This window comes from uncultured Streptococcus sp. (assembly GCF_963456385.1).
Classification (GTDB): domain Bacteria; phylum Bacillota; class Bacilli; order Lactobacillales; family Streptococcaceae; genus Streptococcus.
This window is the reverse complement of the sequence record NZ_CAUOLF010000018.1, coordinates 44,300-57,221: the sequence shown is the minus strand read 5'-3', so window position 1 is coordinate 57,221 and position 12,922 is coordinate 44,300. Positions and strand designations below refer to the sequence as shown.

At 43.2% G+C, this 12,922-nt stretch carries 15 protein-coding genes and 1 pseudogene; 13 read left to right on the top strand and 3 right to left on the bottom strand.

All coding sequences use genetic code 11. The features are described 5' to 3' along the window. Together RP262_RS08340 and RP262_RS08335 are read left to right on the top strand one after the other, a co-directional pair. Positions 1-371: DUF2268 domain-containing putative Zn-dependent protease (locus RP262_RS08340; protein WP_311154836.1), on the top strand; the 371-nt coding region annotated here is incomplete at its 5' end. Between the two features lie 64 nt (positions 372-435). Further along, positions 436-804 carry an EXLDI protein gene (locus RP262_RS08335; protein ID WP_311154835.1) on the top strand — a complete coding sequence of 123 codons (369 nt, stop codon included), beginning with the start codon at positions 436-438 and terminating at the stop codon, positions 802-804. A gap of 50 nt (positions 805-854) precedes the next feature. Here the strand turns inward: RP262_RS08335 and RP262_RS08330 are convergent. From RP262_RS08330 to gdhA, 3 genes and pseudogenes are all read right to left on the bottom strand, one after another. After that, positions 855-1,001 (bottom strand): annotated as a pseudogene (locus RP262_RS08330) (NADP-specific glutamate dehydrogenase); the annotation flags it as partial. An 18-nt stretch (positions 1,002-1,019) separates the two neighbouring features. Continuing rightward, positions 1,020-1,505: a GNAT family N-acetyltransferase gene (locus tag RP262_RS08325; RefSeq protein ID WP_311154838.1), complete on the bottom strand. Its 486-nt coding sequence runs from the start codon at positions 1,503-1,505 to the stop codon at positions 1,020-1,022. 31 nt (positions 1,506-1,536) lie between these two features. Further along, positions 1,537-2,883: an NADP-specific glutamate dehydrogenase gene (gene gdhA / locus RP262_RS08320; protein WP_125352323.1), complete on the bottom strand. Its 1,347-nt coding sequence runs from the start codon at positions 2,881-2,883 to the stop codon at positions 1,537-1,539. A 352-nt stretch (positions 2,884-3,235) separates the two neighbouring features. Here gdhA and RP262_RS08315 point away from each other — a divergent pair, with 352 nt between their 5' ends. From RP262_RS08315 to RP262_RS08265, 11 genes are all read left to right on the top strand, one after another. After that, a complete protein-coding gene (locus tag RP262_RS08315) occupies positions 3,236-4,174 on the top strand; it encodes a dihydroorotate oxidase (RefSeq protein ID WP_268682002.1) in 939 nt (312 codons plus the stop codon). Positions 4,175-4,343: 169 nt separating this feature from the next. Further along, the gene (locus RP262_RS08310) at positions 4,344-4,733 is read left to right on the top strand and encodes a DUF1310 family protein (RefSeq protein WP_032905431.1); all 390 of its coding nucleotides are present in this window, start codon (positions 4,344-4,346) and stop codon (positions 4,731-4,733) included. A gap of 220 nt (positions 4,734-4,953) precedes the next feature. Further along, positions 4,954-5,091 (top strand): hypothetical protein, encoded by a 138-nt coding sequence (locus tag RP262_RS08305; protein ID WP_268682003.1) that lies wholly within the window; start codon positions 4,954-4,956, stop codon positions 5,089-5,091. Continuing rightward, positions 5,087-5,335, top strand: coding sequence for a DUF1310 family protein (locus RP262_RS08300; protein WP_311154837.1), 249 nt, complete (start codon positions 5,087-5,089; stop codon positions 5,333-5,335). The genes RP262_RS08305 and RP262_RS08300 overlap by 5 nt, the downstream gene beginning before the upstream one ends. Positions 5,336-5,533: 198 nt before the next feature. Then, the gene (gene msrB, locus RP262_RS08295) at positions 5,534-6,469 is read left to right on the top strand and encodes a peptide-methionine (R)-S-oxide reductase MsrB (protein WP_268682004.1); all 936 of its coding nucleotides are present in this window, start codon (positions 5,534-5,536) and stop codon (positions 6,467-6,469) included. Positions 6,470-6,627: 158 nt separating this feature from the next. Further along, entirely contained in the window at positions 6,628-7,500 is an 873-nt protein-coding gene (locus tag RP262_RS08290; RefSeq protein ID WP_268686956.1) for a MetQ/NlpA family ABC transporter substrate-binding protein, read from the top strand. Positions 7,501-7,748: 248 nt separating this feature from the next. After that, the gene (locus RP262_RS08285) at positions 7,749-8,816 is read left to right on the top strand and encodes a methionine ABC transporter ATP-binding protein (protein ID WP_009659759.1); all 1,068 of its coding nucleotides are present in this window, start codon (positions 7,749-7,751) and stop codon (positions 8,814-8,816) included. Beyond that, positions 8,816-9,508, top strand: a complete 693-nt coding sequence (locus RP262_RS08280) for a methionine ABC transporter permease (RefSeq protein WP_002898357.1) — start codon at positions 8,816-8,818, stop codon at positions 9,506-9,508. The genes RP262_RS08285 and RP262_RS08280 overlap by 1 nt, the downstream gene beginning before the upstream one ends. 139 nt (positions 9,509-9,647) lie before the next feature. After that, a complete protein-coding gene (locus tag RP262_RS08275) occupies positions 9,648-10,919 on the top strand; it encodes a TRZ/ATZ family protein (protein WP_125330901.1) in 1,272 nt (423 codons plus the stop codon). 216 nt (positions 10,920-11,135) lie between these two features. Further along, positions 11,136-12,518: a CapA family protein gene (locus RP262_RS08270; protein WP_009659620.1), complete on the top strand. Its 1,383-nt coding sequence runs from the start codon at positions 11,136-11,138 to the stop codon at positions 12,516-12,518. Between the two features lie 184 nt (positions 12,519-12,702). Beyond that, entirely contained in the window at positions 12,703-12,903 is a 201-nt protein-coding gene (locus RP262_RS08265; RefSeq protein WP_009659692.1) for a hypothetical protein, read from the top strand. Positions 12,904-12,922 lie beyond the last annotated feature (19 nt).

Sequence of the window (12,922 nt, the reverse complement as noted above, 5' to 3'; positions counted from 1 at the left end):
AGCAGACGACACTAGCAGACTGGGTAGTTAGTGAAGGATTGGCAGAGTCTTTTGCAGCTGAACTCTATGGCAAGGAGCTCATCGGACCTTGGGTCACTTCAACCAGTCCAGAACAATTAGAAGAGATTAAACCCATCATCTCAAGTCAGCTTCAGCTAACGGGGATGGCGGAAATGGCTCCTTATCTATACGGTGATGAAATAGCTGAGATACAGGGTCAAATAGCAGTCGGTATGCCTTATGCTGCAGGCTATGCTTATGGCTATCATCTGATACAAGCTTATCTGAAAAAGACTGGCAAGAGCATTATTGAGGCCACAGTAACACCGACGGCAGAGATTTTAGAGGCGACAAAAGACTTTTGGAAATGACACATTTTTGCTTGAAAATCTACCAGAACCTGATATAATGTAGGTGATTTCTGGAGGTATCAGTATGCATTATAAAAGAGTTGAATTGAAAGTCACAAATCAAGGTATCCATGAGCGCAAGATTTTTCAAGGTGTTAAAATTTTCAGCCGCAGCAAGCTGTCCAAAGATCAGAAAAGCATTTTGACACAGAAGATTTACCTGACACCGAAGCAAAATGTTGTTTATTATCAACGGACAGATGTCAACTATGACCAGAACTGGCATCATAAGAAGGATTATTACGAACTAGCTTATGGCCAGTTGGACAGAGAAACTGTCTTTAAGGTTTGCCAAGATTTTGACGAACTAAGTCCTTTCCTGGAGAATGAGCTGCTTGAGAAGCTAAAAGAAAAGCAGGTAGCAGGCAAATTTTTTGAAAAATTAGATATATAAAAATCCGGCTGCTTTTATAAGCAGTCGGATTTATTCTAATTTGATAGTTCTTAAACTACACCTTGTGCAATCATAGCATTAGCTACGTTTTCGAAGGCAGCGATATTAGCACCAGCCAGATAGTCTTTGCTAAGTCCGTAAGTTTCAGCGGTAGTTTTAGCTGTGTTGAGGATGTTGGTCATGATGTCCTTGAGACGGGCAGAGTATACTGGCATCTATTCATCTGATAAGAGGGATTTTATCATCCAGATATTCATAGCTGGGTGGCCGGCAGCGTTAGAAAGTGGTTGTTTCAGTGATGTAAAACCATAGTGCTGATAGATGGCCACGGCCGTAGACAGTTCAGTAGTGGTTTCTAGATAAAGCTGTTCATAACCTGCTAGGCGGGCTTCTTGGAATATCTGCTTTATCAGCCGACTGGAATAACCTTTGCCACGACTGTGTTTAGTGACATACAGTTTTTGTAATTCAGCAATCTTATCAGACACAGGTGCAAAGCCGCCACAGCCAACGAGCTGTCCTTCATCTTCCAGAACAAAGTAAGCTGCCCTCTCTTGATGTTGATAATAGTCGGCCAAATGATCTAGATGAGAATCAAAGTAGACAGTCCCTGGTTTGTCAAGCCCGAATTCTTCTAAGCTAGCTCGAATGAGCTGCGCTACAGCCAGATTGTCTCTCACTTCCATAGGCCGTAAGTTCATCATTTGTCCTCCGATAGGATGTATCGACTAATTAAACAATACCTTGTGCAATCATAGCGTTTGCTACGTTTTCGAAGGCAGCGATGTTAGCACCAGCCAGGTAGTCTTTGCCAAGTCCGTAAGTTTCAGCGGTAGTCTTAGCTGTGTTGAAGATATTTGTCATAATGTCTTTGAGGCGGCCGTCAACTTCTTCGCGAGTCCATGACAGACGAAGGCTGTTTTGGCTCATTTCCAGAGCAGATACAGCTACACCACCAGCATTGGCAGCTTTAGCAGGTCCGTAGAAGATACCATTCTCTTTGTAAACTGCGATAGCATCCAGGTCGCTCGGCATGTTGGCACCTTCAGATACACAGATAACGCCCTGAGCAACCAAACGTTTAGCTGCGTCACCATTGATTTCATTTTGTGTCGCACATGGCAGAGCGATGTCATATTTCTCAGCGTAAGTCCAGACAGAACCTTCATGGTAAGTAGCAGTTGCTTTTTCAGCAGCATATTCTGTCAAGCGAGCGCGGCGTTTTTCTTTAACATCAACCAAAAGATCAAAGTCAATACCGTTTTCATCGATAACATAACCGTTTGAGTCAGATACAGAGATAACAGTTGCACCAAGCTCAGTTGCTTTTTGAAGAGCGTATTGGGCTACGTTACCAGAACCAGAAATAACCACCTTCTTGCCAGCAAAGCTTTGACCATTAGCTTTGAGCATTTCTTCGGTGTAGTAAACCAAGCCGTAGCCTGTTGCTTCTGGACGGATCAAGCTGCCACCAAAGCCAAGAGGTTTACCAGTCAAGACACCAGCATCGAATTGGTTAAGGCGTTTGTATTGGCCATAGAGGTAGCCGATTTCACGTCCGCCGACACCGATATCACCAGCTGGAACGTCAAGAGATGGGCCGATGTGTTTTTGCAATTCTGTCATAAAGCTTTGGCAGAAGCGCATCACTTCAGCATCAGTTTTACCTTTAGGATCAAAGTCAGATCCACCTTTACCACCACCGATTGGCAGGCCAGTCAAAACATTTTTAAAGATTTGCTCAAATCCGAGGAATTTCAAGATACCTTGGTTTACAGTTGGGTGGAAACGAAGTCCGCCTTTATAAGGGCCAACTGCTGAGTTAAATTGTACGCGGTAACCGCGGTTGACTTGTACGTTACCTTCGCGGTCTACCCAAGGAACACGGAAGCTGATTACACGTTCAGGCTCAGTAATACGCGCTAGGATGTTTTCTTCGATGTATTCTGGGTGTTTTTCAAAAACGGGCTCCAGAGTATTGAGAAACTCTTCAACAGCTTGGAGGAATTCTGCCTCGTGTCCGTTGCGGGCTTTTACGGTCTCGAAAGTGCTTTGGATATATTCTTTAGCAGTTGTCATCTGTCATTCTCCTTTAAATAAAATAGTAAACCATCCTGTCGGAAGCTGCTTGCAGCTTGTGTGACGAGGATGTGTTTAAATTTTTAAAACAGGCATCTTTTAGATGTCATATTTTGTTACATGGAACATTATAGCAGACTTTTTTTCTCTTGTAAAGAAAAAAGTTGAATTTTCTAAAAATTTCCACAATTTGTTTTCTGAAATATTCCAGAAAATAGCTGAGCGAACTGGATGTTTTCCGAACGTTAGTCAGGAATTGCTGGTTTAAAAAACGAAAAAGCGGAGGTTGGTGATATAATAGAGGAAATGAGCTAAAGGCACTCGCCTTCAGAAGAAAAAGGAGCGTTTTACTATGGTTTCGACATCTACACAGATTGCTGGTTTTGCATTTGACAACTGCCTAATGAATGCAGCTGGGGTTGCCTGCATGACAAAAGAGGAACTGGCAGAAGTCAAAGATTCTGCTGCGGGAACATTTGTGACCAAGACAGCGACGCTGGAATTTCGTCAGGGAAACCCAGAACCGCGCTATCAGGATGTTCCGCTGGGGTCTATCAACTCCATGGGTCTGCCCAACAATGGTTTGGACTACTATCTTGACTACCTGCTGGAACTCCAGAAAAGCGAACCAAATCGCACTTTCTTCCTCTCTTTGGTTGGTATGTCGCCAGAAGAAACCCACACCATTCTTCAGAAAGTGCAGGCAAGTGACTTTAAAGGCATTACTGAGCTCAATCTTTCCTGTCCCAATGTCCCTGGCAAGCCGCAGATTGCCTATGACTTTGAAACGACGGAAAAGATCTTGTCAGAGGTTTTTGCTTATTTCACCAAGCCGTTGGGTATCAAGCTGCCTCCTTATTTTGACATCGTTCATTTTGACCAAGCCGCTGCAATTTTCAACAAATATCCGCTCAAGTTTGTCAATTGTGTAAACTCTATCGGAAACGGTCTTTATATAGAAGATGAGTCAGTGGTTATTCGTCCGAAAAATGGTTTTGGAGGTATCGGAGGTCAATACATCAAGCCGACCGCCCTAGCCAATGTCCATGCTTTTTACCAACGCCTTAAACCGGGAATCCAAATCATCGGAACTGGAGGTGTCCTGACGGGGCGCGACGCCTTTGAGCATGTCCTCTGTGGTGCCAGTATGGTGCAGGTAGGAACAACCCTTCATAAAGAAGGAGTGGCAGCCTTCGAACGCATCACCTCAGAACTCAAGGATATTATGGAAGAAAAAGGCTATGAGAGCTTAGAAGATTTTCGAGGAAAATTGAAGTATATTGAGGAGTAATTAAAATACGACTGTTTAAGATTGAAGAAAGATGCATCTTTCTTCAATTTTTTTTGAAAGCGATGATAATATCTGAGAACTACTGACCTCCACCATTTAAAGGATATCCTAAAATTGTGTTATACTACAAATAAAATAAATTGATAAGATATTTGAAGGGGAAATTACGATGAATAAAACATTCTTATGGAGTGGGCTCAGTATTCTAGTAGTTACGGGACTGATTATCATAGGATTTAGTATGTATCAAAACCAGAAGAAGCAAAAGATGATATGTATTGCGACCAGTAAAGAAGCAAGAAAGGTTTATGAAGAACATATGAGAGCGAATGATTCTAATGCCTTAACAAGAGAAGGAGTTATTCAATCTTATGAAATTGATACTGAGACATTAGAATATAATCCGATGGGAGGACTGATGGTTCGATTGTATTTTAATAACAATAAAGAGCTGGACTTTCATTTTGGATTGATAAAAAATGACAATGGGGACTATGAAACATATGGCTATACCGTATCACCTAAATTATCAGCTTTGTTAAAGGAAAACGTTAAATGAGCAAAAAATATGTGAATGAATAAAATCTTCAGACGGCTATGACTGAGGATAACGATAATTCTCTTAATAGTGAAGTAAAAGATCGATATAGCTAAAAAAGTGAGGCCAGTTGTCGGCGAGCAAACACACATGATATTATGCTAGAATTTTGTTTCAATGTAGGATGGTATCCTATTAAATCATTTTGTAGTATAAATGAGGTAAAGAAGGATATGTAGAAATGAAGAAATTACTATCTATTTTGGGAGTTTTTGGAATTATTATTTTTATGGGAGGCTGTATTATGAATAAGCAAACGCAAGAAGATAAGCAAAGGGAAGAGATGCTTAAAGCTGTAAGAAGTAAAACAATTAATTGAAGAAGGGATAAAGAATTTAGATAGTCAGTATTTAACTGAAACGGGTATTATAAAGTCATATAAAATTGATTATAATTCCGCAGAACTTCATCCAATGGGTGGTATTGTGATTACTACATATATTAACAATGACAAAGATTTATATATTAAAGATACTATCAATGAAGATTATGTATCAAAAAAATTAGAAATTGGTGGTAGTGTTGTATCAAAAAAACTAAGTGATTTACTAAAGGGTGAATGATTATGGTGTATTTTACTGATAAACAAAGACTAAATATTGCTAAACAACAATATGTTGACACTGAAATTGATGGACATGTCTGGGTTGATGTTGATTGCAACCCAGTTTTTCATATCATTCTGAAGAAAGTTCTAATCAAATTGCTATAATTTCGACTCCTTTTATGAGAAAATAGACACAAAGAAATGAGGTGTTTTCATGGCAGAAATTTATCTAGCAGGTGGGTGCTTCTGGGGCTTGGAAGAGTACTTCTCCCGCATTGAGGGTGTAGAGGAAACGACAGTGGGATACGCCAATGGACAGGTGGAATCAACTAACTACCAGCTGATTCACCAGACGGACCATGCAGAGACGGTTCATCTAATCTATGATGAAGAGCGGGTCAGCCTGCGGGAAATCCTGCTCTATTATTTCCGAGTCATTGATCCTCTGTCGGTCAATAAGCAGGGAAATGATGTAGGGCGTCAGTATCGGACAGGCGTTTACTATACCAATCAAGCCGATAAAACAGTCATTGAGCAGGTCTTTGCTGAGCAGGAAAAGCAGCTGGGGCAAAAGATTGCTGTTGAGCTAGAGCCTTTGCGCCACTATGTCCTAGCTGAGGACTATCATCAGGATTATCTCAAGAAAAATCCTGGTGGCTACTGTCATATCAATGTCAATGATGCCTATCAGCCCTTGGTCGATCCAGGACAGTACGAGAAGCCTACGGATGTAGAGCTAAAGGAGCAGCTGACGGAAGAGCAGTACCAGGTGACCCAGAACAGTGCGACAGAGCGTCCTTTCCATAATGTATACAATGCCACTTTTGAAGAAGGAATTTATGTTGATGTGACGACTGGTGAGCCCCTCTTTTTTGCTGGAGACAAGTTTGAGTCTGGCTGCGGCTGGCCTAGCTTTAGCCGGCCGATTGCCAAAGATGTTCTAAAATACTATGAAGACAAGAGCCATGGCATGGAGCGGATTGAAGTGCGCAGCCGTTCTGGTAATGCCCATCTGGGGCATGTCTTCACAGACGGTCCAGAAGCTGCAGGCGGCTTGCGCTACTGTATCAACTCAGCAGCTCTGCGATTTATCCCAAAAGAAAAAATGGAAGCAGAAGGATACGGCTATCTGCTGACCTTCATGCAGTAAAAGGGCATAAAATCAACTCAAATGCTTCAAACAGTCATATAATTTTTTTATCACGGCGATAAATTATTTATATAAGCCAAGTCTTCTTTAACATGGTAAAATGAGAAGTAATCTTATAAAATAGAAGATTTAGAATTTTATCCATCAAAGGAGAATAAATGATGAATTTGAAAAAAATCTTTTCAGTAGGCTTAGTCGGCCTTGCGGCCTTGGGTTTGGCAGCTTGCGGAGGCTCTTCTAGTAAGGAAAGCAAATCAGCAGACGGACCTGTAACCGTCAAGGTTGGGGTAATGAGCCTGAGTGATACAGAAGAAGCGCGCTGGAACAAGGTTCAAGAGATTCTTGACAAAGAAAATGCAGGCATTAAATTAGAGTATACGCAGTTTACTGACTACTCTCAGCCTAACCAAGCTCTGCTTGACGGTGATGTGGATATCAACGCTTTCCAACATTACAACTTCCTTGAAAACTGGAACAAAGAGAAGGGAGCAGACCTTGTGTCTGTTGCGGATACCTATATCGCTCCTATTCGCCTCTACTCTGGTACAAAGGACGGCAAAAATAAATATACAGATGTGAAAGACATCCCAGAAAATGGTACGATTGCCGTTCCAAATGATGCGACAAATGAGAGCCGTGCTCTTTATCTTCTTGAATCAGCTGGCTTGATCAAGCTTGATGTTAAAGGTAAGGAACTTGCGACTGTTGCCAACATCAAAGAAAACAAGAAGAATTTGACAATTTCTGAGTTGGATGCTTCTCAAACACCAGCTTCTCTGACTTCAGCAGATGCTGCAGTTGTCAATAATACTTTCGTCCGCGAAGCAGGCATTGACTACAAGAAGGCCCTCTTCAAAGAAGAAGCCAATGAAAACTCAAAACAATGGTATAACCTGATTGCAGCGAAAGCAGATTGGAAGAAATCAGACAAGGCTGACGCAATTGAAAAAATTATCAAGGCTTACCACACTGATGAAGTGAAAAAAGTTATCGAAGAATCATCAGATGGTATGGATCAGCCAGTGTGGTAATTTTTACCAGCAGAAAGTCATTGTATTGAATAAATGAAATGATTAAGAAGGGCGGAGATTAGCTTCTCCAGCCCTTTATCTGCTATTATGGTCATTTAGTTTGAACAGTATCTGGCTTTGGGTTAGGTCGGTAAAGATTGCGGCTTGTGGCATCACATTTCCCTAGTCAAGCGACAGGCGGAAAGCAAACTAAGAGGCTATAGTGGCTAAATCTCATATTGGACAAATCAAGGAGTGAATCGGAAATTATGGGCAAAGAAATTATCAAATTGGATCACATTGATGTCGTTTTTAATCAAAAAAAGCAAGACATTAAGGCCGTAGAAGATGTGACCATTCATATTAATCAGGGAGATATTTATGGAATTGTAGGCTATTCTGGTGCCGGCAAGTCTACCCTGGTCCGTGTCATTAACTTGCTGCAGGTGCCGTCTGCTGGTAAGATTACGGTGGATGATACGGTTTTCTATGATCATCAGCAGGTTCAGCTTACTGCAGCTCAGTTGCGCCAAAAGCGTAAGGATATCGGGATGATTTTCCAGCATTTTAACCTCATGGCACAGATGACGGCCAAGGAAAATGTTGCCTTTGCGCTCAAGCACTCTCCTTTATCAGCTGCTGAAAAAGAGAAAAAAGTTCATACGCTTTTAGACTTGGTAGGCTTAGCGGATCGGGCGGACAATTATCCTGCTCAGCTGTCTGGCGGTCAGAAGCAGCGGGTGGCTATTGCGCGGGCCTTGGCCAATGATCCCAAAATCCTAATCTCGGACGAGTCCACATCCGCTCTGGATCCTAAGACCACCAAGCAAATTTTGGCTCTATTGCAGGATTTGAATCAAAAATTGGGTCTGACTATTGTCCTCATTACCCACGAAATGCAGATTGTCAAGGACATTGCTAACCGGGTAGCAGTCATGCAGAATGGCCGACTGATTGAAGAAGGCTCAGTTCTGGATATTTTCTCTAATCCCAAGAATGAGCTGACCCAAGACTTCATTACGACCGCAACCGGTATCAATGAGGCCATGATCAAAATCAACCAGCAAAAGATTGTGCAAAACCTGCCGGAAAATTCCATTCTGGCACATTTGAAATACTCAGGTGTGGTAACGGACACAGCCATTATAAACGACATTTACAAGCAGTATCAAATATCCGCCAATATTCTTCACGCCAATATTGAGATTTTAGATCATGTACCGGTCGGAGAAATGGTCGTTATCTTATCTGGAGAGACCAAGCAACTGGCGGCGGTGCAGGAAAGTCTGCGCGAAGCAGGAGTAGAGCTGCATGTTCTGAAAGAAGGGAGTAACTAATGCTACAGCTGATTCAACAATTTATGCCCAATGTTTATAGAATGGGCTGGTCTGGGCAGGCTGGCTGGGGAACAGCTATTTACCTGACTTTGTATATGACTATCATTCCTTTCTTTATCGGAGGGATTCTAGGCTTTATCGCTGGTCTCTTGCTCGTTTTGACAGGGCCGAGAGGTATTTTGGAAAATAGACTTGTATTTTTCGTCTTGGACAAGGTTACCTCTATCTTCCGGGCGATTCCTTTCATTATTCTCCTAGCCCTTATCAATCCTTTTACTCGGATTATAGTGGGAACTGGGATTGGACCGACTGCGGCCTTGGTGCCTCTTTCACTGGCTGTTTTTCCTTTCTTTGCCCGTCAGGTTCAGGTGGTCTTATCCGAATTAGACCGAGGAGTCATTGAGGCGGCGCAGGCTAGTGGAGCAACTTTCTGGGACATTGTCGGTGTTTACCTGCGGGAAGGTCTGCCGGACTTGATTCGGGTGACGACTGTTACGCTGATCTCTCTGGTTGGTGAGACCGCTATGGCCGGAGCGATTGGAGCTGGTGGACTGGGAAATGTTGCCCTGACTTATGGTTATCAGCGTTTCAACCATGATGTGACTATTCTTGCGACCATTCTTATTTTGCTGCTCATCTTCTTTATTCAGTTTGTTGGTGATTTCCTGACGCGGAAGATTAGTCATAGATAATGATTGACACCTAGGGCCTCAGCTGGGGCTCTTTTTTTACTAGTACAATTTTCAAAAAAGACTTGCGCAATTAGATTAGGCTTGTTATAATAGCTAAAATCTCTTGAAAGCAAGTGTTGGGAAAGTGAGGATAGGGCGTATGAAAGCTTATACAAATGTCAATCTGGTGACCTGTGACAGCGCATTTCATGTTTACCGGGACGGGCTGCTAGTGGTTGAGGACGACCGCATTGCCTACTGCGGTCCCTATGATCAAGCCTGGCTAGGGAAGTGCAGTGAAACAGTGGATTATGAAGGTGCTTGGATCATGCCAGGGCTGGTTAACTGTCATACTCACTCTGCCATGACTTTGCTGCGCGGGATTAGTGATGACAGCAATCTGCATGAATGGCTGGAGGACTATATCTGGCCAGCAGAAAGCCAGTTCACAGCGGATTTAACGACCGAGGCTGTCCAGCTGGCTCTGGCTGAAATGATGCTGTCAGGAACAACGACTTTTAACGACATGTATAATCCTCAGGGAGTGGATATTGACCGGATTTATCAGACTGTGCGGCAGTCTGGTATGCGCTGCTATTTCTCACCAACACTCTTTAGCTCAGCAGCGGAAACGGCAGAAGAGGCTCTGGCTCGTACTCGGGGGATTATTGAGAAAATCCGCTCCTATAATGATGAAGATTTTCAGGTTATGGTGGCGCCTCATTCGCCTTATGCCTGTGACGAAGATCTGCTTAAGGGCAGTCTTGAGCTAGCGCGTGAGCTAGACTTGAAGCTTCATATCCATGTGGCTGAAACCCAGGAAGAAAATAAAATCATTCTGGAGCGCTATGGTAAACGGCCTCTGGCTTTCTTAAAAGACTTGGGCTACTTGGAGCAGCCAGCAATTTTTGCTCACGGGGTTGAGCTGAATCCGTCAGAGATTGCGGATTTGGCGGCTTCTCCAGTCAGCATCGCCCACAATCCTATCAGCAACCTCAAGCTGGCTTCTGGTGTAGCTCCAGTGACAGACTTACTAGCCGCTGGGGTGACCGTTGGCTTAGCGACGGACTCTGTCGCTTCCAATAATAATCTGGATATGTTTGAAGAAGGTCGGACAGCTGCCCTCCTCCAGAAAATGCGAGCAGGCGATGCGACCCAGTTTACGATCGAGCAGGCTTTGAAAGCTTTGACTATTGAGGGAGCCAAAGCGCTGGGCTTGGAGGACAAAATCGGTAGTCTGGAAACTGGCAAGCAAGCCGATTTCATTGTCATTCAGCCTAAGGGACAACTTCATCTCTATCCTTTGGAAAATATGCTGTCGCACCTAGTGTACGCAGTCAAAGGCAGCGATGTTCAGGATGTCTACATTGCTGGGCAGCAGGTTGTCCGAGACGGCCAAGTTCTGACCGTTGATGTAGGGAGTTTTGTGTAAGAATGAAAGTTGAGTTTCAGCTCGGCGATCAGCTATTAGAATTGAAAAAATAGAAAATGAAGCAGGAGAATGGTGGAAGCATGCCGCAATTTGGAGAATGTAGCATGCTTCTCCCCGCTCCTGTTTTTTGCTTTTCTTTTCTTTTGGCGATAAAAATAGTACAATATAGTAAAGATTGATGCACTATTATTAAGCAAGAAAAAGCGGAGAAATGCGATGGATAAAAAATTTCTTTGGGAGAAGATTAAGACTTTTTTTCAGGAACTTTGGAAGAAGATATCGGGTTTTGCTGCGGAGCATACTCTCTTGACAGATGCCTACCAAGCTTGGCGGGATTGGATTAAGAAGTTGCCGTTTCCTCGTCCCAAAATCTTTCAAAAACAGCTTAGCAATGGGCAGTTTGTCGGAGTGCTTTTGACAGTTGTTGGGCTGTCGGCTGGCTTAATTCTGCTGTCAGAGCATTTACCTGACTTCAGCTTTTCCTTCTCTGCAAAGAAAGAGCAACAGTCGGATCCTTCTCGGAATCAAACGGTTCGTATCATGGCGACTGGGGATTTGCTTTATCACGACGGTCTTTATCTGAGTGCTCAGAAAGAAGATAGCTCTTACGATTTTTCTGAGAATTTCCACTATGCTAAGGAATGGCTTCGGCAGGGTGACTTGGTCTTAGGGGACTTTGAAGGCACGATTCGGCCGGACTATCCCCTAAATGGCTATCCGCTTTTTAATGCTCCAGAAGCCGTAGTTCCAGCAATCAAGGATGCCGGCTATCAGGTGATGGACCTGGCTCATAACCATATTTTAGACTCTGGTCTGGAGGGAGTTTTTACTACAGCTCAGGCTTTTGAAAAAGTGGGAATCACTCCTATCGGTGTTTATCCGCATGAAAGCCGCAGTCAGGCACCGCTCTTGATAAAGGAAGTTAAAGGCATTAAGATTGCACTGCTAGCTTACTCCTATGGCTACAATGGAATGGAGGGGCTTCTCAGTCAGGAAGACTATGATGATCGCCTGTCCGATCTGGATGAAGAAAAGATGCGGGCGGAGATTGAGCGGGCAGAAAAGGAAGCTGACATCACAGTCGTCATGCCTCAGATGGGGATAGAGTACCAGCTAGAGCCGACAGAGGAGCAGATGACCCTCTACCATAAAATGGTTGACTGGGGAGCAGATATCGTCTTTGGAGGCCATCCGCATGTGGTTCAGCCGGCAGAGATTTTAGAGAAAGATGGCCAGAAAAAGCTAATCATCTATTCTATGGGGAATTTTATTTCCAATCAGCGCATCGAAACCATGGAAGAGGTTGAAAATGCTCATTGGACTGAGCGGGGAGTGCTGATGGATGTTACCATTGAGAAGACAGCATCAGGCACGCAGATAAAAAGTGCTCAGGCTCATCCGAGCTGGGTCAGCCGAGTTGAAAAGGGCGCTACTTCAGCAGACGGTCTTCCTTTATACACTTATCAGACCTGGATTTTGGATGACTTTGTCGAAGGTGGCAAGTATCGAGACAAATTGGATCAAGAAACCAGAGCGAGGATTGATACCGCCTATCAGGAAATGAATTCTCATGTTGGACTGAATTGGCCGGGGCAATAAACTGTTTGAATATGAGTTTAGCCAGATTGGATTTTCCAATCTGGTTTTTGCTGTTTTAAAATTGAGGACTTTGTTATAATTAAAAAGGATTATAGAACTGTTAATGAATGAAACTGACAGCTTTCGAGCTCATCTATCATTTTGATTTATTTTATTAGAAAGAAAATGAAATGCATCTTGGTTTGTGGCTGCTTTTGTATGTTATACCCATGTTTATCTTGTTTTTGTTGCTAGTGTGCTCCCTGGTCTTGCTGGTTTTCTGCCTGTTTTTGCGGAGAAATTTCTTCAAGGAAAAGCAGGGGCGCTATTTGCTGCTAGCTATCTTTTTGCTGGGGCTTTTTATTCTTCTGGTGAACTTGCTAGTATAGAAACGATGAGGTCGTAAGGAGAACAATCCAAATGAA